Annotated in this window: 18 protein-coding genes; 16 read left to right on the top strand and 2 right to left on the bottom strand. The window is 44.1% G+C overall.

Annotation, left to right across the window (positions count from 1 at the left end):
- Window positions 1-4: 4 nt before the first annotated feature.
- The gene (locus ACFPRA_RS02995; RefSeq protein WP_381430500.1) at window positions 5-1,639 is read right to left on the bottom strand and encodes a GAF domain-containing sensor histidine kinase; all 1,635 of its coding nucleotides are present in this window, start codon (window positions 1,637-1,639) and stop codon (window positions 5-7) included.
- Window positions 1,640-1,647: 8 nt separating this feature from the next.
- Window positions 1,648-2,790, bottom strand: a complete 1,143-nt coding sequence (locus tag ACFPRA_RS02990; protein WP_381430498.1) for an iron-containing alcohol dehydrogenase — start codon at window positions 2,788-2,790, stop codon at window positions 1,648-1,650.
- Window positions 2,791-3,177: 387 nt separating this feature from the next.
- Here ACFPRA_RS02990 and ACFPRA_RS02985 point away from each other — a divergent pair, with 387 nt between their 5' ends.
- From ACFPRA_RS02985 to ACFPRA_RS02910, 16 genes are all read left to right on the top strand, one after another.
- Window positions 3,178-4,338 (top strand): NAD(P)/FAD-dependent oxidoreductase, encoded by a 1,161-nt coding sequence (locus ACFPRA_RS02985; protein WP_381430496.1) that lies wholly within the window; start codon window positions 3,178-3,180, stop codon window positions 4,336-4,338.
- A gap of 74 nt (window positions 4,339-4,412) precedes the next feature.
- The gene (locus tag ACFPRA_RS02980) at window positions 4,413-5,207 is read left to right on the top strand and encodes an aspartate/glutamate racemase family protein (RefSeq protein WP_381430493.1); all 795 of its coding nucleotides are present in this window, start codon (window positions 4,413-4,415) and stop codon (window positions 5,205-5,207) included.
- Between the two features lie 62 nt (window positions 5,208-5,269).
- On the top strand, window positions 5,270-6,355 hold the full coding sequence (locus tag ACFPRA_RS02975; protein WP_381430490.1) for a YkvI family membrane protein: 1,086 nt from the start codon (window positions 5,270-5,272) through the stop codon (window positions 6,353-6,355).
- A 33-nt stretch (window positions 6,356-6,388) separates the two neighbouring features.
- Window positions 6,389-7,081: a CoA transferase subunit A gene (locus ACFPRA_RS02970; protein ID WP_381430487.1), complete on the top strand. Its 693-nt coding sequence runs from the start codon at window positions 6,389-6,391 to the stop codon at window positions 7,079-7,081.
- Window positions 7,068-7,718, top strand: coding sequence for a 3-oxoacid CoA-transferase subunit B (locus ACFPRA_RS02965; protein WP_381430484.1), 651 nt, complete (start codon window positions 7,068-7,070; stop codon window positions 7,716-7,718). The genes ACFPRA_RS02970 and ACFPRA_RS02965 overlap by 14 nt, the downstream gene beginning before the upstream one ends.
- A 24-nt stretch (window positions 7,719-7,742) precedes the next feature.
- Window positions 7,743-8,588 (top strand): 3-hydroxyacyl-CoA dehydrogenase, encoded by an 846-nt coding sequence (locus ACFPRA_RS02960; protein WP_381430480.1) that lies wholly within the window; start codon window positions 7,743-7,745, stop codon window positions 8,586-8,588.
- A gap of 13 nt (window positions 8,589-8,601) precedes the next feature.
- Complete coding sequence (locus ACFPRA_RS02955) at window positions 8,602-9,381, top strand: enoyl-CoA hydratase/isomerase family protein (RefSeq protein WP_381430477.1); 780 nt, start codon at window positions 8,602-8,604, stop codon at window positions 9,379-9,381.
- 12 nt (window positions 9,382-9,393) lie between these two features.
- Complete coding sequence (locus tag ACFPRA_RS02950; protein ID WP_381430475.1) at window positions 9,394-10,554, top strand: acyl-CoA dehydrogenase family protein; 1,161 nt, start codon at window positions 9,394-9,396, stop codon at window positions 10,552-10,554.
- 4 nt (window positions 10,555-10,558) lie between these two features.
- On the top strand, window positions 10,559-11,749 hold the full coding sequence (locus ACFPRA_RS02945) for a thiolase family protein (protein ID WP_381430472.1): 1,191 nt from the start codon (window positions 10,559-10,561) through the stop codon (window positions 11,747-11,749).
- A gap of 40 nt (window positions 11,750-11,789) precedes the next feature.
- Complete coding sequence (locus ACFPRA_RS02940; RefSeq protein WP_381430469.1) at window positions 11,790-12,563, top strand: electron transfer flavoprotein subunit beta/FixA family protein; 774 nt, start codon at window positions 11,790-11,792, stop codon at window positions 12,561-12,563.
- A 15-nt stretch (window positions 12,564-12,578) separates the two neighbouring features.
- Entirely contained in the window at window positions 12,579-13,556 is a 978-nt protein-coding gene (locus tag ACFPRA_RS02935) for an electron transfer flavoprotein subunit alpha/FixB family protein (protein ID WP_381430466.1), read from the top strand.
- A 36-nt stretch (window positions 13,557-13,592) separates the two neighbouring features.
- Complete coding sequence (locus ACFPRA_RS02930; protein WP_381430463.1) at window positions 13,593-15,668, top strand: (Fe-S)-binding protein; 2,076 nt, start codon at window positions 13,593-13,595, stop codon at window positions 15,666-15,668.
- Between the two features lie 63 nt (window positions 15,669-15,731).
- Window positions 15,732-16,730, top strand: a complete 999-nt coding sequence (locus tag ACFPRA_RS02925) for a hydroxyacid dehydrogenase (protein WP_381430460.1) — start codon at window positions 15,732-15,734, stop codon at window positions 16,728-16,730.
- A 46-nt stretch (window positions 16,731-16,776) separates the two neighbouring features.
- On the top strand, window positions 16,777-17,871 hold the full coding sequence (locus ACFPRA_RS02920; RefSeq protein WP_381430457.1) for a tartrate dehydrogenase: 1,095 nt from the start codon (window positions 16,777-16,779) through the stop codon (window positions 17,869-17,871).
- A 13-nt stretch (window positions 17,872-17,884) separates the two neighbouring features.
- The gene (locus ACFPRA_RS02915) at window positions 17,885-19,060 is read left to right on the top strand and encodes an LL-diaminopimelate aminotransferase (RefSeq protein WP_381430454.1); all 1,176 of its coding nucleotides are present in this window, start codon (window positions 17,885-17,887) and stop codon (window positions 19,058-19,060) included.
- Window positions 19,061-19,150: 90 nt separating this feature from the next.
- The gene (locus ACFPRA_RS02910; protein ID WP_381430571.1) at window positions 19,151-20,632 is read left to right on the top strand and encodes an aldehyde dehydrogenase family protein; all 1,482 of its coding nucleotides are present in this window, start codon (window positions 19,151-19,153) and stop codon (window positions 20,630-20,632) included.
- Window positions 20,633-20,811: the final 179 nt, after the last annotated feature.

Here is a 20,811-nt window from a genome sequence, read left to right as displayed (position 1 = left end):
TGCTTTACAACCTTTCACGAGATAGTGGAATCGCCAGGGTAAATGTCGTTTTATCGCACTGATTCGTTTCAACGGACAGTGTGCCCCCATGCGCTTTCGCAATCCCGAAGCTGACGGATAAACCAAGGCCGGTGCCACGATCGGCATCCTTTGTTGTGAAAAAGGGATGGAAGATATCGTCCAGTATGTCCTGTGCGATGCCCGAACCGTTATCTGTTACACATAAAAGGGCTGAACTATCTGTTGTTTTTGTTTGGATCCGAATTTTTTTGGGACCTACTTGTTGTTCTTCAAGTGCATCTTTCGCGTTCATCAATAGGTTGACAGCCACTTGACTTAACTGTTGCAAATTGCCGCTCAAAGTTGGGAGGCTGGGATCAAGAGCAATGTCGACTGAAATCTGCTGTTTTTCAATTTGCTGACGTGTTAAATGAAGTGCCTCGCTGACGGCTTCATTCAAAGAACAAGGTTTAAATGAAAAATCATCTTGGCGGGAAAAGGCTAACAGACTGCGGATAATCGTCCGGCAACGTTTACCGCAGCGATCGATATCTTCGAGTAATGGCTCCATTTCTACGTTATTTGACTGGGTTCTAAGCAATAACTGAGAATTGCCGATGATTGCTGTTAGTGGGTTGTTTAGTTCATGTGCCACACCAGCCGCCATTTCCCCGATAGCGGCAAGTTGTCCAGAATGCATCAGTTGCACTTCCATTTGACGTTTTTCGGTTACGTTTTTACGGTATAAGATAACAGCGTCAATGGATGCATCCATTCCCAAAAGCGGGTACCAAGAACAGTCATAAATTTTGTTTTCATGATGGAGCTCAGCAGAGTAGGGCCTTTTCGTTTCAATCGTTTTCTGAAATGGATCTTCTACGGAACGGGTAGCTTTTGCGATAGCTGTTCGTATGTTCTGACCGATATCAAGCGGCCAGTCCAACTGAGCGGCGTCGTTTCTTGATACAACCGTGCCATCGGGCGCAATGATCAAAATGGCATCCGAGACTGCTCGGAATGTTTCCTCCCAACGTTGTTTTCCGGCCAGTACCTCACTAAAGAGTCGCGCATTTTCCACACAAACGGCAACCTGATCGGCTAGATTGAAGAAGAAAGCTAGGTCTTCTTCAGTGCACTGAAAATGGGAACGACTGCCAAGTGACAACACGCCAATCGTTTTTCCGTTACACTTCAAGGGAAACAGATGGACAGAGGCTAGCCCTAGACGCTGAAAACCTTCTTTTTCAAAAAATGAATTACTGTTGTCATCGTGGTAAACCGTATTGTGGCCGAGTGTTAAAACGTCATGATAAAGGGAGTTGTTTTTAGGAAAACGGGTGCCTTTTGCAAGATACATGTCGCTCTCCGGGTACACATAGCTTAGGACAAGTTCGTGATCATTCCCAAGCGCTGTGCTTACACGGTCAATCGGATACACATTTTTTAATTTTATAAGCATGTTTTGCAACATATCTGATACCGAAAAATTTGACGTAAAACTACTCATTACTTCATTGATAATTTCAAGCTGACTATTTTTCTTTTTCAATTCATCGACTGTTGTTTTTAGTTCTGAATAATAATTTCGCTTGGATGATTGGACGCCTGTCAATAAATCGATCATTTGATGTCTTTCCAAAATATCACCTACAAAGCCCGCTGGAGAAGAAGGGTGACTTCTTCCGCGGAAATATCTCGTGGATTTGTAATCATGCAGGCGTCTAGTAAGGCTATTTCACTAATCGCAGGAATAGCCGATTCCTCAAAACCCATTTCCGAGAGTGTAAGGGGCGCACCGATATCAACCGCAAGTTTGCGGACATGGCGAATAGCCTTTTCGCTAGCAGCTGCTGTACAGAGCGTTCGAACATCTTCCCCCATCAATTCAGCCATTTCTTTAAACTTTACAGGTACCGCCAATGCATTGAACTCCATGACATGTGGAAGGAGGACAGCGTTGATATCCCCATGTAAAAATGGATAGCGACCACCAATCGAATGGGCCATCGCGTGCACGGCACCGAGGATGGCATTGGAAAAGGCAAGTCCGGCATGAAGGCTCGCCATTGCCATCATTTCTTTTGCTTCTTTATTGTATCGGGAAGCAACAGATGGACGTAAAAATTGAGTGGACAGTTTTAATGCATTTTTGGCATGCACATCTGTTAGCGGGGTTGCAGCTACGCTAACAAATGATTCAATTGCATGTGTTAACACATCGAGCCCTGTGGAAGCCGTGAGTCGGGCACTCTTCGTCGCAAGTACGTCGGGATCGATAATCGCGATATCGGGTACGAGAGACTTTGAAACAATTGTCATCTTTATTTGCCGTTCTGTATCAACGATAATGGAAAATTGTGAAACCTCTGAACCTGAACCAGCTGTTGTAGACACCATGACAAGTGGGGGAAGCGGTTTTGAAATCCGATCTACGCCTTCGTAATTACGGAGATGGCCTCCATTCGTTGCAAGAATGGCCGCGGCTTTAGCCGTATCAATGGCACTGCCGCCACCGATTCCGATTAGCGCATCACATTCATGGTCGAGATAGCGCTGCGCACATTCCTCTGCTTCCGATGCTGTTGGATTAATGCTGACATTGGCATAAAGAATTGATGAAAGTCCTGCTTCTCGGCAGCTTTTTTCGGCATACGCAGCCCAACCCGCATCGGTCACTCCTTTGTCCGTCACAATCAACACATTTCGAGCACCGAGACGAGCACAGCTTTCACCGACCTGATGGATAGAACCACTTCCAAAAATCACTTCAGGCATGACAAATTTAAACATCCCAGCACACCACCTTCATTAACAGTTATTTCAACTATTGTAACACTCTCTATCTTGAAAAAAACGATAGCTAGTAAGTTATCACCGTTGTAAAAAACGATGGTTAGAATATTCGGATATCCATTGCCATCATAGAAAAAGAGAAATTCAAAGTGAAATCGCCATTTAGGCAGTATGTACAATGTTACAGTTGCAATCAAATCATGCGTTTATTGCATGATACATTCAGATAACTCGTCTATTTGAAACTATTTATTTCTGAATCTTATGCATATTAAACATACTCTTCTTTAAAAATCGAAAGTATACTACATACACATTAGCTGATTTCACTAACAAAGTAGCAGGGAAGGCAATTCATTTTGAGTATGAAGGGAGAGAATAGTTATGAAAAAAGCAGATATCATCATCGTTGGTGGTGGAGTGATGGGATCGAGCACGGCCTACGCTTTGCGGAAAAACGAGTTCGAAGGGAGGATTTTAGTTTTTGAGAAGGATCCGTCTTATCAATACTCATCTACAGCGCGAAGTGCCGGTGGATTTCGTCAGTTGTATTCGACATCGATCAATATTCAATTAAGCCGTTTTAGTTTGCAAGTCTATAAAAAATTTGCTGAAGAGATGGAGGTTGATGGAGAGCAGGCTGAAATCGATTTTAAACAACGCGGCTATTTATTTTTAGCAAAAGACCACATGCTACCTGCTTTAGAAAAGCAAATGGTCCTGCAACATGCACAAGGTGTGCCTTCTGAAATACTCAAGGCCCATGAATTGCTTGACATCATTCCTGAATTAGAGACGGGGGACCTTGCTGGCGGTTTGTTTTGCAAGGAGGATGGTTATCTGGATCCATATTCTGTGATGCAAGCGTACCGGAAAAATGCACAAGTTTTAGGCGTGGAATATATTTCTGCGGAGATTGCTGCATTATTGGCGGAAAAAGGTCAGATGACAGGTGTGCAACTCGCTGATGGCACAACCTATTCTGCCCCAATTGTGATTAACTGTGCGGGCGCTTGGGGGCCTGCGTTAAGTGAGAGACTCGGCTTGCCATTACCGGTCGTTCCTTTGAAACGCCAAATGTACGTACTCGATGTAGCGAAGCCATTGGAAAAAATGTTGCCGCTTACAATTGATCCGACTGGCGTATATTTCCGACATGAGGGAGATAAAGTTGTAGCCGGCTTCTCAGAAAATGTCAAACCGGGCATCGATTTCAAATGGCAACGTTCCGGATTTGATGAGTTGTGGCCAGTATTGGCGCATCGTGTCTCAAATTTTGAAACTCTTAAATTGGAAACGGGCTGGGCCGGCTTATATGATCACAATACACTCGATCAAAATGCAATTATCGGGGAGCACCCACAAATGAAAGGGTATTATGTTGCGCAAGGATTCAGTGGGCATGGGATGCAGCAAGCACCAGGGGTAGGTCTCGGATTGGCCGAACTGATTTGCAAAGGCAAGTATGAAACGATTGATCTGACACCGTTACGAGTTGAACGATTTGCGGAAAATGACCTCGTTTTAGAAGATGCCATCGTCTGAAAAGAAAGCGCATTCAATCGGTTTCTACATTAGATTAAGCATTCCAAAATCGTTGTCCTGAAGGGAGTTATCAAATGAGCATACAAAAAGAGGGCATGAAAAGAGAATATGGTTATTTGCAAGGCGCATCTCGGAAAACAACGATTACACAGAAAAAAGGGCAATACGTTTCTGGCTATTCGGTTGGCATACTTTACCTGGAGGATTGTTGGTATCCAGTTTTACCAGGTAATGTTGCAAATTTAAGCACTTATGCATTTCCGGTAAGGCTAAAAAAAGTTCCAAATTGCACGACTTCCAGAATTCTAAATGGCGATCCGACATTAAAGGACAGTATTATCCAGGCTGCAAAAGAGCTCGAGGCGGAAGGAGCAAGGGCTATCTCCGCGGCTTGTGGATTCTTTGGAAACTTTCAAAAAGAAGTCGCGGCTGCTGTTGATATACCCGTCTACCTATCCAGTGTTGTACAAGTCCCATGGATTGCAACCGGCTTAAAACCGAATCAAAAAATAGGTATTTTGACTGCTTATGCGAAAGGGATCACGCCTGACTTCTTAAAGAATTGCGGCATACAAGATTTGAATGCTGTTGTCATCAAAGACTTAAGTGAATATCAGGAGTTCTTGGCAATTATTCAAGATCGAGGGACCTTTGATCATGAGGGAGTCCGTTATGAAGCTGTCCATGCAGCGAAAGAGTTGGTGAATCAGGATGGTGACATAGCTGCCATTTTGTTGGAGTGTAGCGATCTCCCGCCTTATGCAGCTACGATTCAAAGTGAAATTGGTTTGCCGGTATACGATTTTATTACATTGATCAATTGGATTCATCATTCAACCAGTCAAAAACCTTATGACGGCTTCATCTGAAAAGTGGGGGTTCGTTCATTCCTTTAGAAAAATGGAGACGTTACTGAAACGGGGGATTTCATTTGAAAGATAGTTTGAAAATTGGCGCTGCAATTATAGGGGTGATGATTGGTGCAGGTTTTGCCTCGGGTCAAGAAGTATTTTTGTTTTTCACCTCCTATGGGTGGGTTGGCCTTGTAGGTGCAGTCATTTCTGGAATCGCTTTCGGATTAATCTTTATGCAGGTTGGAAAGTTAGGGAATATTATGCAAACGACATCACATGAAAAAGTGATTAATAAAATATGTGGTCGGTATTTGGGAAATGTCCTTGATATTGTTATGACGGTTTACTTATTCGGGATATTGGTTCTCATGGTTGCGGGTAGTGGGACGTTGTTTGATCAACAGTTTGGACTCCCGAAAATTGTAGGAAGTTTGCTTATGGTGATCCTGACAATCCTTTCTGTTAATTTGAATATGAAAAATATCTTAACGATTTTGGCGGCATTTACGCCTATTTTACTCATTGCGATTATAGGATTAGGAATCTATTCAATCTTAACAACGAATTTAACACTAGTTGAAATTGAAAGTATGGTAGATCCTTCGCAATCAGCGGCTCCCCATTGGTTACTTGGCACGCTACTCTACATATCAATGATAACAGCCACTGGGTTTGCGATGCTCACTGTCATTGGAGGGAGTACTGAAAAACAAAAAATAGTAAATCATGGTGGGGTTTTAGGCGGAGTTGGATTTGGCGTTTTCATCGTATTATTCCACATAGCCTTGATGAGTAAGTTTGATCAAATACAATATGTCGAAATGCCAACATTGCTTTTATTTGCAGAACTTTCCCCATGGTTAGGCTTTGCTATGGCAATTCTGATTTTTGGGATGATCTTTAACACAGCAGTTGGTATGCTTTATTCATTTTCCGTTAGATTGACGAGACCTGATCATCCGAAATTTAAACTGCGCAATGTATACATTGGGGGAATCGCATTTTTATTAAGCTTTGTCGGATTCACAAAATTGATCGGGTTTATTTTACCGGCTATGGGCTATATCGGATTCCCGTTAATTGGAGGAATCATTATTAGTTACTTTAGATTTAAAGAAAAGGCTCGTGAAAAGCAACCTGTTATTACCGAGCAAACAAATTGAAATGCAAAGATATTCACTTGACTTCTAGGGGGGATGAAGTTGAAAAAACGATTGGAAGAAACAGAGATTTTAAAGTTTATAAAGGACGGAGATCAATTATTGGTCGGAGGGTTTGGATTATCTGGCACACCTCTTACACTCATTGATCGATTGGCAGCCTCGTCTCTAAAAAACTTGACTGTCGTCAGCAATAATTTAGGGGAACCTGGTAAAGGTCTAGGGAAATTGCTCACAGGAAATCTATTGAAGAAGGCAATAGGTTCCTATTTTACAACCAATCGGGATGCTGTACAAGCATGGGCTGATGGAAATTTGGAAATCCAGCTTATTCCACAAGGCACCTTGGCGGAGGCGGTCAGGTGTGGAGGCGCGGGGATAGGTGGATTTTATACAAAAACAGCTGTCGGCACTCAATTGGCTGAAGGAAAAGAAGAAAAGATAATCGACGGTGAACGCTATATTTTTGAAAAAGCCATAAAAGGGGATGTGTCCTTGATTAAGGCTCAAAAAGCGGATCGTCTGGGCAATTTAGTGTATGACCATACAGGAAGGAACTTTAATCCTGTTATGGCGACTGCAGGGAAAATCGTCATTGCTGAAGTCGATGAAATCGTAGAAATCGGTACATTGTCACCATCCGAAATTGTAACGCCCCATGTGTATGTAGACTATATTGTGCAGAGTAACTATGCGAAAAAAGGCGGTGTTTACGTTGCGTCAAGCTGACCGTATCAAAATTGCGAAGCGTATTGTCCAAGAGTTAGAGGAAGGACAAACAGTCAATTTGGGCGTCGGGATTCCTACACTCATCCCGGACTATTTGGGGGACAAACATCTGATCTTGCAATCGGAAAACGGATTGCTCGGGATGGGGCCGACTCCGCCTGCGGACGAAGTGAATATGGATCTGATCAGCGCAAGTAAAGCCCCGATCACAATGGAAATAGGCGCTTCCTTATTCGATAGCTCCAGTTCGTTCGCGATGATCAGAGGCGGGCATATCGATGTAGCTGTGTTAGGAGTGCTACAAGTGGATCAGACAGGGGAAATTGCCAATTGGGCAGTACCTGGTGAAACCATTTTAGGTGTAGGAGGTGCTATGGATCTCGTGGTAGGTGCCAAAAAGATCATTATCGCAACATCTCATACTTCCAAAAATGGTGAAGCCAAGTTTGTGAAAGAACTTTCTTTTCCGACGAGTGGGATCACTAAAGCGGATCTTGCGGTATCGGAACATGCGGTGTTCAAGTTCGAGGAAGGTCGCATGAAGCTAGTTGAGATCCTATCGGACATTTCTATTGAAGAATTGCAAGAAATGACAGAAGCAGCGTTCACCTACGATCGCTTATTAGTCAAAAAATAGAGGGCACATACGGAGGAGCATCATATGAAGCAAATTACAGTTGTTGGTTCGGGTGTGATGGGTAAAGGAATCGCTTATACGAGCGCGATATCGGGGTACAAGGTCTATTTGAACGACTTGAATGCCGCTATTCTGGCAAAAGCGAAGCAGGAGATTGATGACTTATTGGATACAAGCTTTCGCGGTGGTTTTTTGAAAGAAGAGCACTATGAAGCGGCGAAAAGGAATCTATTATATGAAGCGAATCTAGAAACCGCTGTGAGGGATGCCGATTTGGTGATAGAAGCGGTCTTGGAAAAAATGGATTTGAAAATTGAGGTGTTTCAGAAGCTTGATCACATTTGTAAGCGGGAAGCGATTCTTGCGACAAACACTTCGACAATGAGCCCGACTGAAATCGGTGCACAAACAAGCCGTCCGGATCAAGTCGTCGCCATGCATTTCTTCAATCCTGTTCATAAGATGAAGTTGGTGGAAGTGATCAGAGGTCTGGAAACATCTGATGAAACTGTGGCATTTGTTAAAGATATTGCGCAGTCCATGCGAAAAGAAGCCGTTGAAGTGAAAGAATTTCCTGGATTTGTCACATCGAGAATGAACTGTTTGATCGGCAACGAAGCGATGAACATGTTCATGGAAGGGGTCGCTTCTGCTGAAGACATCGATAAGGCGATGAAATTGGGTCTGAATCATCCGATGGGACCATTGGAACTGGCCGATTTAGTCGGACTGGATACGAGATTGCGTAATATGGAGTACTTATATGCCACGCTTGGTGAAAAATACCGACCTTGTCCCATACTCGTCAAGTACGTAAAAGCGGGGCGATTAGGGAAGAAGAGCCGCAAAGGTTTTTACGACTATACCTAGGAGGGAAATGGAGATGGTGGATTACATGAATCTTACAGTAGAAAAAACAGCAGGCGTCATGTGGCTGACGATCAACCGACCGGAAGCTAGAAATGCATTGGATGCCCAAACATTAACCGAAATCAATCAAGTATTCTTGGATGCTGAATCGGATAACGATGTACGAGCTGTTGTGATTCAAGGAGCTGGCGGCAAATCATTTGCAGCTGGAGCGGACATTCAACAACTTCATGAACGGAATGCGTTGGGGGCCCTTATTCCAGGGATGCAAGGGTTATATACGCAAATTGAAAATTGTTCGAAAGTGACCATTGCGGCAGTAAATGGCTATGCCTTGGGCGGGGGCTGTGAGCTTGCATTAGCTTGTGATATTCGTGTAGCGACAAAAAATGCAAAATTTGGCTTGCCAGAGTTGAATTTAGGGATTATTCCAGGGGCAGGTGGTACGCAACGGCTTTCAAGAATCGTCGGAAAAGGCCGAGCGCTCGATATGGTGTTAACCGGAAAAATCATCGACGGGGAAGAAGCGGAGCGCATCGGTCTAGTCACTTATTTTACGGAAGAAGCAAGCCTGATTGAAAAAGTAGAAAAAGTGGCATCCGATATATTGAAAAAAGGTCCCGTCGCAGTTCAACTCGCTAAATTGGCGGTTCATAAAGGCTATGACGTCGATTCCAGTACTGCCATGTGGATCGAGAAATTATCTCAAGCGGTAGCATTCAGTACAGAAGATAAAAATGAAGGCACATTAGCATTTTTAGAAAAAAGAGAAGCAGTTTTTATGAAGCGATAAGGAGAGGTCACTATGAATTTTGAGTTTACAGAGGATATTGATTTTCTAAGAAGGAATGTCAGAAAATTCGTACGGGAAGAAGTGGAACCCGTTGCCATGGAAATCGAGGAAACCGATGCGATCCCGAAAAAAATTGTAGAGATGTCCAAAGAAATCGGGCTCTTCAGCCTCGGGATACCTGAAGAGTATGGCGGACTTGGGCTGGATATGGTAGGTAAATGTGCAATCTATGAGGAGCTTGGCAAAACGCATAACGGCTTTACAACGCTAATTGGTGCACATACCGGTATTGGAACGGTCGGTATTGTCGAGCTCGGGACAGAAGAACAAAAGCAGAAATACTTACCGAAAATGGCTTCCGGGGAATGGATTGGCGCTTTTGCCTTGACGGAATCGAGTGCAGGTTCGAATGCAGCGAATTTAAAAACGACGGCTGTTAAAAAAGGCGATCATTATGTCATCAATGGATCCAAGCATTATATCACCAATGCGGTGGATGGCCATGTCTTCACGGTCATGGCGGTAACGGATCTGACAAAAGGTGCGAAGGGAATCACTTCTTTTATTGTTGAAAAAGATACGCCTGGGTTTATCCTCGGGGCTGTGGAAAAGAAAATGGGATTGAGAGGCTCTCACTCTGCTGAATTGTTTTTCGACAATATGGTAGTCCCGGCTGAAAATGTGTTAGGGGAAGAAGGAAAAGGCTATATTAATGCATTGAAAATACTGGCGAACGGCCGTGCAGGATTAGCAGCAAGAAACCTAGGCTCATGCGAAAGATTGTTAGAACATGCTTTGGATTATGCCCACGAACGGGAGCAATTTGGTCAACGCATTATTGATATTCAGGCCGTTCAACATATGCTGGCTGAAATCAGTATGCAAATCGAAGCATTGCGCTCGATGACATATCGCGTTGCGTGGATGACAGATCAGAATATGCGAGTCGTCAAAGAAGCGGCTATCGCCAAACTTTTCGGGTCTGAAGTCTATAACAAAGTGGCGGATCTTGCGTTGCAAATTCATGGTGGGATCGGCTATATGAAAGATTACCCGATTGAAAGATATTACCGGGATGCACGGATTACCAAAATCTATGAAGGTACTTCTGAGATTCAAAGAAACATCATCGCAGGTGAACTGAAACGTGATTATGCACAGAAGGGGCTGTAAAAAAATGCGTCATACCTATATTGTTGAATCGGTCAGGACGGCAATCGGGCGGATGGGTGGTACGTTGAAAGACGTCACGGTCGATCATTTGGCGGAAAAAGTGATTCGAGAGCTGATGGCAAGAACGAACAAGAATATTGAAGTGGATGAAGTCATTTTAGGACAGGCGAAACAAAGTGCGGATACGTCCAACTTGGCGCGTTTGGCAGCGCTAAGGGCGGAATTGCCGATTACAGTTACCGGTTATACGGTCCATCGCCAATGCGGATCGGGTCTGCAGGCAATCAATAACGCGGACCAGCAAATCAGACTCGGCTTATCGGATGTCGTCATTGCGGGTGGGGCAGAAAGTATGAGTACGGCACCTTATTATATCCGGAATGCACGTTATGGTTTTGGTGCTGGAAACGGATTGCTCTTGGATCCAAACACGGAAAGCCAGCCGTGCTCGCAGCCGGCGGAAAAATACGGAAACTTGACGATGGGTTATACTGCTGAAAACTTGGCTGTCGAATACCAGATTTCTCGGGAAGAGCAAGATGAATTCGCGATGCGAAGCCAGCAACTTGCAGAAAATGCCATAGTCGAAGGGCGTTTTAAAGAAGAGATCGTCCCATACGAAGTGAAAGAGAGGAAGGGCAGCATTTTATTCGAAGTGGATGAACATCCGCGAAAATCCACAAAAGAACAGATGCAAAAACTTCGGCCGGTATATAAAGAAGGTGGGACCGTCACTGCAGGAAATGCAAGTGGAAGAAATGACGGAGCGTCGGTTGTCCTAATGATGTCCGAAGATAAAGTAAAAGAATACGGATTGAAGCCGAAAGCAAAAATCATCGCACAAGCCGTCAGTGGCGTGTCGCCTGAAATCATGGGGATCGGTCCAGTCACTTCCACGCAAAAGGCTTTGGCACAATGCGGCCTGACAATCGATGACATCGATTTGATTGAATTGAACGAAGCGTTTGCGGCTCAAGCATTAGCTGTGATCAAAGGTGCCGAAATGGACATCGATAAAGTGAATGTTAATGGAGGGGCAATTGCACTAGGCCATCCGATCGGGGCTACAGGAGCCGTATTAATGACAAAGTTGTTGCATGAAATGCCACGTAGAGGCTCGAAATATGGCCTTGTGACACTGTGTATCGGCGGTGGGCAAGGTATTACGACTATCGTTGAGAACTTACAATTATAATATTTCTTGAAATCCTATCAAAAATAAGGAGGGCGGACTTATGAATATCTATGTCCTTTTAAAAAGAACATTTGACACAGAAGAGAATATAACTTTAACGAATGGCATCATTGACGAAAGTGAGGCAGAATTCATCATCAATCCCTATGATGAATACGCAATTGAAGAAGCGATTCTTTTAAAAGATCAACATGGAGGAACTGTTACCGTACTATCAATCGGCAATGAAGAGTCAGTGAAAGAACTGCGACTTGCTCTTGCGATGGGATGTGACCAAGCTGTTTTGATCAATACGGAAGATGACATTGAAGAAAGTGATCCGTTTACAACATCTAAAATTCTAGCACACTATTTCAAAGGAAAAGCGTTTGACATCATTTTAGGAGGAAATGTATCGATCGATAAAAGCTCAGGGCAAATCGGCCCGCGTCTGGCTGAACTATTGGATATTCCTTACGTAACCACGATTACGAAAATAACGGTCGATGGTAAAACGGCTGTTATTGAGCGTGATGTGGAAGGGGATAGCGAAATCGTTCAAACTTCGCTCCCATTACTTGTTACGGCACAACAAGGATTAAACGAGCCGCGTTATCCGTCATTACCTGGGATTATGAAGGCTAAGAAAAAGCCGCTAGAAGAATTGGAATTGGATGATTTGGATCTTGAGGAAGAAGATGTCGCTCCGAAATCCAAGATCATTGAAGTGTATCTTCCACCTAAAAAGGAAGCGGGCAAAATCTTGGAAGGTGAGCTTAAAACGCAAGTGAAAGAACTATTTACGTTACTTCGTACAGAAGCGAAAGTCATATAAGGGGGAGGAGTACGAATGGCTAGAAAAGTGTTAGTGTTAGCGGAAATCCGTGACAATGCTCTTCGCAATGTTACATTCGAAGCGATCGCAGCCGCAAAAACAGTTGCTGAAGGTGGTGAAGTCGTCGGTATGTTGTTAAGTGATCGAGCTTCCAACTTAGCATCGGAATTGATCGCATACGGTGCAGATCGAGTCGTGACTGTCGAGCATGATCAATTGTGTCACTATACAGCGGACGGCTTCGGACAGGCATTCCTTCAAGTACTCGAAGCTGAAAAACCAGAAGGGATCATCATGGGACATACAGCCCTTGGAAAAGATCTTGCGCCCAAAATAGCTGCGAAAATGGAATTGGGCTTAATTTCAGATGCCACTGCTGTTGAAGTGGTAGACGAACAAGTCATATTTACCCGTCCCATTTACTCTGGGAAAGCATTTGAAAAGAATAGTATTTCAGATGGCATTGTGTTTGCAACCATTCGTCCCAACAATATACCTGCACTTGTAAAGGACGGGACACGCACTGGCGAAGTGAGCTTGTTCAATGTTGAAATTAAAGATCTTCGTACAATCATTAAAGAGATCGTACGGAAAACTTCAGAAGGTGTCGATTTATCTGAAGCGAAGGTGATTGTTGCCGGTGGTCGAGGGGTGAAAAGTGCAGACGGTTTTGAACCATTGAAAGAACTGGCGAAAGTGCTTGGCGGTGCAGTCGGTGCTTCCCGTGGCGCATGTGATGCCGAATACTGCGATTATTCCCTGCAAATCGGGCAAACCGGAAAAGTCGTGACACCTGATTTATATATCGCTTGTGGAGTTTCAGGAGCCATTCAACATTTGGCGGGTATGTCCAATTCCAAGGTCATTGTTGCGATTAACAAAGACCCTGAAGCGAACATTTTCCCAATCGCGGATTACGGCATTGTAGGAGACTTATTTGAAGTCGTTCCTCTATTGACGGAAGAATTTAAAAAAGCCCTCGTTTCGGTTTAATCGAAACGTAAGAATGGATGGCGGAGGAGAAATAGCATGTTAGCATTTTTGAATTTACTCGCTTTCCTTGCCATGACAGGCTATGCAATGTATTTGTTCGTCTATCTTGTCTACACCCGTTATTTATTTGTAAAGCTTGGCAAAAAAGCGACGTTTGAACCCAATCTGAAAGAGCGGATCAATACTGTGCTCGTCAATGGGTTTGGCCAACGGAAATTATTTAAAGACAAGAAAAGTGGATGGATGCATTTGGTCTTGTTTTATGGATTCTTTATCATCCAAATCGGACTAGTCGAATTGATTATAAAGGGATTCATTAGCGGGTATGCATTTCCTTTCGGTACTGCACATAAATACTTCAGCCTCTTACAGGAGTGGACTACTTTTTTGATGATGTGTGCGGTGATCTATGCTTTTTACCGTCGCTATATTGAAAAGCTGAAAAGACTGCAATGGAAACGGGATCGCAAGGCAGCGTTTGTCATCATTGCCCTGTTCACATTGACGCTATCGATCCTGTTATCGCTAGGTTTTGAGAGAGTGATGTTTGGGCAAGCGCCTGATTTCGTGTATGCGCCATTTTCGAGCATGATTACGGCGGCATTTTCCGGAATTGGTACGACAGCGGGCGCCGTTTTGTTCTATGTTTTTTGGTGGGTACATATGGTATCCGTCTTTTCGTTCATGGTATTTGTACCACAATCGAAGCAAGCACATGAGTTGTTCGCTTTGGTCAATCTATTTTTCAAGAAAACGGGAGCTCCCGGAAAACTGCAGAAAATCGATTTTGAAGATGAAGAAGCGGAAGTGTTCGGCGTCGGAAAAATCGAGGATTTCACACAGTCGCAATTGATCGATCTGTATGCATGCGCGGAATGCGGACGGTGTACGAATATGTGCCCTGCATCCGCAACCGGAAAAACTTTATCCCCGATGAACTTAATCGTCAAAATGAGGGATCATTTAACAGAAAAAGGAGCTGTTGTCACATCACGCAGTCCGTGGCTGCCCCGTTCCATTTTCGGTTCCCCTGCACTTTCGCTAGCAACAGCTGGATTAGCAGCACAGGAAACAGCCGCAACGATTGAACTGCCGGATTTGAACGGCGATGTCATTACGGAAGAGGAAATTTGGGCTTGTACCACTTGCCGAAATTGTGAAGATCAGTGTCCGGTAGCTAACGAACATGTCGATAAAATCATCGACCTTCGCCGTTACCTGGTCTTAACGGAAGGAAAAATGGACGCTGATGCACAGCGCGCGATCCAAAATATCGAGCGACAAGGAAATCCATGGGGACTAAACCGGAAAGAGCGGGAGAGTTGGCGCGAGCTACGGGATGATGTCCATATTCCGACTGTCAAAGAGTTGAAGAAACAAGGGGAGGAATTTGACTATCTATTCTGGGTCGGTTCAATGGGCTCTTTTGATAATCGGAGCCAAAAAATCGCTTTATCTTTTGCGAAACTGCTCAATGAAGCTGGCGTAAGTTTTGCGATTTTAGGCAATAAAGAAAAGAATTCGGGAGATACACCTAGACGCCTAGGAAATGAGTTTCTTTTTCAAGAGCTGGCGACGCAAAACATTGAAGAGTTCGAGAAAAACGGTGTGAAGAAAATCGTGACGATCGACCCGCATGCATACAACATCTTCAAAAATGAGTATCCGGACTTCGGTTTGGAAGCGGAAATATACCATCATACGGAGCTGCTTGCGGAACTCGTCAAAAGTGGCAAACTCGAGCCGAAAAACGAAGTGCATGAAACAATCACTTTCCATGATTCCTGTTATTTAGGCCGCTACAACGAAGTGTATGACCCACCAAGGGAAATCTTAAAATCCATTCCTGGTGTCAAACTGATCGAAATGGAGCGAAGTCGGGAAAATGCGATGTGTTGCGGTGCTGGTGGTGGTCTCATGTGGATGGAAGAACATACAGGCAGCCGCATCAATGTTGCGCGTGCCGAACAGGCAATCGCGACAAAAAGTTCAACCATCTCCAGTGGATGCCCTTATTGTTTAACGATGCTCGGGGACGGAACGAAAGCGATGGAAGTGGAAGACGATATTAAAACGATGGACATCGCAGAAATTTTGGAATTGGCGATTTGATACTTTAACTTGATGCATCAAATGTTATTACGCCGAAAATTGAATTGAAAAGGGGTGTCCTTGTTGCCGCTTCATATTGTACAAATATTGCCAATGTATCATCCCGATGGCGATAGAAGGTTACAGCAACTTGCGAATGTAAAAGTATTCAAGGAGTACGAAGAGCAGGCAATTATCACCTATCTGAAAGAAAACGTTGTCGACGGCATCGTTCTCAGAGCACCAGCGAAAATCACTGCGGAAATATTGGACAACTGCCAGCATGTAAAAGCCATTTCAGGAGCCGGTATCGGCCTGGATAATATTGATGTCGAATATGCAACAAGTAAGGGCATAAAAGTTTTACATGCTCCGAAGCTGAATAGTCATGCGACTGCCGAACATGCTGTTGCTCTACTGTTAGCGGTCATGAAAGATATTTCCCTCTTCCATATTGAAATGCAAAAAGGAAACTTTTCCTTCAGGGATGGGAGATATACGACTGAATTACGCGGAAAAACATTGGGACTTGTAGGCTTCGGATCGATTGCCCAAAAAGTGGCGACCATTTTGAAAAATGGTTTCGAGATGAACGTCTTGGCTTACGTCCGTACGATTTCACCTGAAAGGCAGCAGCTAGCCGATTCGCTAGGTGTGACCGTCACAACCTCCATTGAAGAAGTCTTCAGACAAAGTGACGCCATCAGTCTTCATATACCACTAACGGAGCAAACGAGAGAATCCATCGACCAAAAATTGTTTGCCATTATGAAACCGTCCGCTGTGCTGATCAACACTGCACGCGGTGGCATTATCAATGAAGCGGATTTAGTTTCAGCCTTGAAAAACAAATCGTTTTCGCGTGCGGGCGTAGACGTCTTTGCGGTTGAACCTCCTGCTGATAACCATCCGTTTTACGAAGTGGATGAAATCACAATCACACCGCATATCGGTGGTATCAGTGTAGAAGCAGCCAAAAAGTCATCCGTCACAATCGCCGAAAATTTAATAAAAGCGATCGAAGGGGAAGAGTTGGACGTCATTGCGAATTTAAGCGCGTTTCGAAAATCAGTGAAAAGCTAGAAACAGCATGGGGCACGGACTGCAAAAAGCATAGGAGTGGTAGTTGATGAAGACATTTAACATTGCGCTAATACCGGGCGATGGCATCGGTCCTGAAGTCGTTGCGGAAGGTGTAAAAATACTAAAGGCAATTGAGTCATTAGACTCGGAAATCTCATTCACTTTCACAGAGTTCTCTTGGGGATGTGAATATTATTTGGAAAATGGCAGGATGATGGCCGAAGACGGGATCGAACGGCTTCGGGCATTCGATGCCATCTATCTAGGAGCCGTCGGTTATCCAGGCGTACCTGATCATATTTCGCTATGGGATCTGTTACTCAGAATCCGCAAAGAATTTGATCAGTATGTCAACATCCGGCCGATTACGCTCTTGAATCCATCCTTGACGCCATTGAAAGATAAAACGGAGAAAGAGATCGACTTCCTTGTTATTCGTGAAAATAGTGAAGGTGAATATGCGGGTGCAGGTGACTGGTTATTTAAAGGGAAACCCGAAGAGGTTGTGCTACAAACCGGTGTGTTCTCACGTAAAGGGACGGAACGGATTATCCGTTACGCCTACGAAGAAGCAAGGAAATCGAAGCGCACGTTGACAAGCATTAGTAAAGGAAACGCATTGAATTATTCCATGGTTTTCTGGGATGAAGTCTTTGAAGAAGTGGGGAAAGAATATCCGGATGTCCAAACATACTCGTATCTTGTAGATGCAGCCAGCCTTTATTTTGTCACGGAGCCTGAACGTTTTGAAGTGGTCGTCACTTCCAATCTATTCGGCGACATTTTAACAGATATTGGAGCAGCAATTACAGGAGGAATGGGTCTTGCAACGGGCGCCAACATTAATCCGGAGCGCAACTTCCCTTCCATGTTTGAACCGGTTCATGGATCCGCTCCGGATATTTCAGGAAAAGGGATTGCCAATCCGATTGCAGCCATTTGGTCGGTCAGCCAGATGATGGATTTCTTTGGTAAAGAACAATGGGGAGCGACGATCTTAGCGACGATAAAAGAAATCCTGAAAGAGAAAGAAAGTCTTACGCCAGATTTAGGTGGTACTGCTACAACGCAAGAACTTGGCGATCGTATTGTCGAAATACTTTGTATACAAGCGGCAAAAGAAGGGGTCGCTCCATTATAGAAAGGGGGTAATGATGGTGTTTCAATCGAAAAGGATGGGGCAAGTTCCTCCTTATTTATTTGCAGATATCAATAAGAAAAAAGCCGCGATGATTCAATCAGGCATCGACGTCATTGATTTGGGGATTGGCGATCCGGATCTGCCGCCGCCTTCGCATATTGTTGAGAAACTAGCAGAAGAGTTGCAGGATCCAAAAAATTTGAAGTATCCCAGTTTTATAGGTTGTGCGGAGTTCAGACAAGCTGTTGCGGATTTCTATAAACGTCATTACGATGTAGAGCTTGACCCCGAAACGGAAGTATTGGCATTGATCGGGTCGAAAGAAGGGATTGCTCATATTGTCCCTACACTCATCGATCCCGGCGATTATGTGTTAATCCCGGATCCGAGTTATCCTGTCTATCGAATGGCTACTTTGCTGGCAAATGGACGTTATTATGAAATGCCATTACTCAAAGAAAATAATTTTGAACCGGACTTTAGCCAAATACCTGCTGACATTATCGAACATTCGAAACTGATGTTTTTAAATTATCCGGGCAACCCTACTGCAGCGACGGTGGAACTTGAATTTTTTGAACAGGCAGTTGCATTTTCGAAAGAACATCAAATTCCGATTGCTCATGATTCCGCTTATCATATGGTGACGTTCGGGGACTATAAAGCACCTAGTATCCTTCAAGTGGATGGAGCAAAAGATAGTGTGGTCGAATTCGGTTCATTGTCAAAGACGTATAGTATGACCGGATTTCGGATCGGCTATGTCGTTGGGAACAAAGCCATCATCAAAGCGCTTGCCGATTTGAAAGGCAATACGGATACCGGACAATTCACGCCGATTCAAAAGGCTGCCGCCTTTGCGCTGAACAGTGATCAAAGCTGTATCACAAAGTATAACCAAGTCTATGCGGAACGGATGGCTGTGGCATTGGAAGGGCTAGCGTCCATTGGTATAAATGTCGATCCGCCAAAAGGGAGTTTCTTTATTTGGGCGCCGGTTCCGGAAAATTATACTTCTACTGAATTTGTAACGAAAGTATTGGAGAAGGCAGGTGTGATCCTTTCATCGGGCAATGCCTTTGGACCTTCGGGGGAAGGGTATTTCCGGATGTCTTTATCTGTTCCTTCTGATCGATTATTTGAAGCGATCAAAAGGATTAAACAAAATTTACAAGTAGTAAACCAGTAGGCAGAGAAATAAACCAAACTAATTAAAATTGGAGGAATTGACATGCAAAAATTATCCGAAATGAATACAGTAAAAAATGGTGGAAATGAGATGCAACAATATCTTAACTATATTAATGGTGAGTGGAGCCAATCATCTTCAGGCAAGTTTGTATCGATTTTAAATCCTGCAAACGGCGAAGTCATTGGAGAAGTGACACAATCTACAAAGGAGGATGTGGATCGTGCAGTCCGCGCAGCGAAAGAAGCTCAAAAATCTTGGCGGTTAGTGCCAGCTCCTGAACGTGCGGAGTATTTATATAAAGTTGCTTTTCTATTGAAAGAGCGAAAAGAGCAGTTGGCTCAATTATTGACAAGTGAAATGGGCAAAGTGATTGACGAAGCAAGAGGAGAAGTACAAGAAGCCATTGATATGGCATTTTATATGGCCGGGGAAGGGCGCCGGCTTTACGGAGATACGATTCCGTCTGAACTGCGCAATAAATTTGCTATGAGCGTCCGTGTTCCGGTCGGTGTTGCGGGACTTATTACACCTTGGAATTTTCCAATTGCCATTGCGTCTTGGAAGTCACTACCAGCACTCGTGTCAGGGAATGCAGTTGTCTGGAAACCGGCGACGGAAACGCCGATCATTGCGAATGAGTTTGCTAAAATCTATGAAGAATCGGGACTACCGCAAGGATTGCTGAACCTTGTAAATGGATCAGGAAGTGTAGTCGGAAATGCAATGGTTGAACATCCTGATATCGATTTAATTTCCTTTACGGGTTCCAATGAGGTAGGGAAAGCGATCAATGGCCGTGCGGGAGAACTGTTGAAACGGACATCGCTTGAAATGGGTGGTAAGAACGCTGTCACTGTTTTGGAAGATGCGGATTTGAATCTTGCTGTTGATGCTATTTTATGGGGTGCCTTTGGAACAAGCGGGCAAAGATGTACCGCGACGAGCCGCATTATCGTTCATCAGGCGGTGAAAGCCGAACTTGAGCAAAAACTAGTAGACCGAATTGGAGAATTGAAACTTGGAAACGGATTGGATGAATCGGTAAAAGTCGGTCCCGTCATCAATCGTTCGTCCCTTGAGAGAATTGATGAGTATGTGAAAATCGGACAGGAAGAAGGGGCAACACTTCTTGCAGGTGGTCATATTGTCACTGAAAATGGGCTAGCAAGCGGAAACTTCTATGCGCCTACGATCTTTACAAATGTAACGTCGGAGATGCGGATTGCAATGGAAGAAATATTTGGGCCGGTGTTATCCATCATTTCTGTCAATAGTTTGGAAGAAGCCATCGAAGTGAATAACAACGTAGAATTCGGGTTGTCCAGTGCTATTTTTACAGCGGATGTCAATCGTGCATTTCAAGCGATGCGTGATTTGGATACAGGTATCGTCTACATCAATGCCGGAACGACGGGGGCTGAAATCCATCTGCCTTTTGGAGGGACGAAAGGAACAGGGAATGGACATCGGGACTCCGGAGAAGCTGCGCTGGATGTATATACAGAGTGGAGATCCGTCTATGTCGATTACAGTGGAAAACTGCAACGAGCACAAATTGATAACTACTAATTTCAGCCTGTTGCCAAACGCTCGCATCCGTTGTTGAGGCCTATAGGAAGTAGGTCATGCATCCGTTTCCAATCGAACAGCGGAGGGTTCAATTTGCCATATTTTTGCGTTCTTTGCAGAAATTAAGGCCCCTTCTTTTAGGATGCGGCGCCATAGGATGCCTTCATTAATCGCTTGTT

The sequence above is a fragment of the Sporosarcina soli genome, assembly GCF_042655805.1.
GTDB lineage: Bacteria > Bacillota > Bacilli > Bacillales_A > Planococcaceae > Sporosarcina > Sporosarcina soli.
This window is presented reverse-complemented; position numbering and strand designations above follow the sequence as displayed.

What these genes read in the sequence shown, in the direction of transcription:
- ACFPRA_RS02985 (WP_381430496.1), top strand. Translation starts at nt 3,178, where the DNA reads ATGAAAAAAGCAGATATCATCATCGTTGGTGGTGGAGTGATGGGATCG.
- ACFPRA_RS02970 (WP_381430487.1), top strand. Translation starts at nt 6,389, where the DNA reads ATGAAGTTGAAAAAACGATTGGAAGAAACAGAGATTTTAAAGTTTATA.
- ACFPRA_RS02980 (WP_381430493.1), top strand. Translation starts at nt 4,413, where the DNA reads ATGAGCATACAAAAAGAGGGCATGAAAAGAGAATATGGTTATTTGCAA.
- ACFPRA_RS02990 (WP_381430498.1), bottom strand. Translation starts at nt 2,790, where the DNA reads ATGTTTAAATTTGTCATGCCTGAAGTGATTTTTGGAAGTGGTTCTATC.
- ACFPRA_RS02910 (WP_381430571.1), top strand. Translation starts at nt 19,151, where the DNA reads ATGCAACAATATCTTAACTATATTAATGGTGAGTGGAGCCAATCATCT.
- ACFPRA_RS02915 (WP_381430454.1), top strand. Translation starts at nt 17,885, where the DNA reads ATGGTGTTTCAATCGAAAAGGATGGGGCAAGTTCCTCCTTATTTATTT.
- ACFPRA_RS02955 (WP_381430477.1), top strand. Translation starts at nt 8,602, where the DNA reads ATGGTGGATTACATGAATCTTACAGTAGAAAAAACAGCAGGCGTCATG.
- ACFPRA_RS02960 (WP_381430480.1), top strand. Translation starts at nt 7,743, where the DNA reads ATGAAGCAAATTACAGTTGTTGGTTCGGGTGTGATGGGTAAAGGAATC.
- ACFPRA_RS02930 (WP_381430463.1), top strand. Translation starts at nt 13,593, where the DNA reads ATGTTAGCATTTTTGAATTTACTCGCTTTCCTTGCCATGACAGGCTAT.
- ACFPRA_RS02935 (WP_381430466.1), top strand. Translation starts at nt 12,579, where the DNA reads ATGGCTAGAAAAGTGTTAGTGTTAGCGGAAATCCGTGACAATGCTCTT.
- ACFPRA_RS02950 (WP_381430475.1), top strand. Translation starts at nt 9,394, where the DNA reads ATGAATTTTGAGTTTACAGAGGATATTGATTTTCTAAGAAGGAATGTC.
- ACFPRA_RS02920 (WP_381430457.1), top strand. Translation starts at nt 16,777, where the DNA reads ATGAAGACATTTAACATTGCGCTAATACCGGGCGATGGCATCGGTCCT.
- ACFPRA_RS02945 (WP_381430472.1), top strand. Translation starts at nt 10,559, where the DNA reads ATGCGTCATACCTATATTGTTGAATCGGTCAGGACGGCAATCGGGCGG.
- ACFPRA_RS02940 (WP_381430469.1), top strand. Translation starts at nt 11,790, where the DNA reads ATGAATATCTATGTCCTTTTAAAAAGAACATTTGACACAGAAGAGAAT.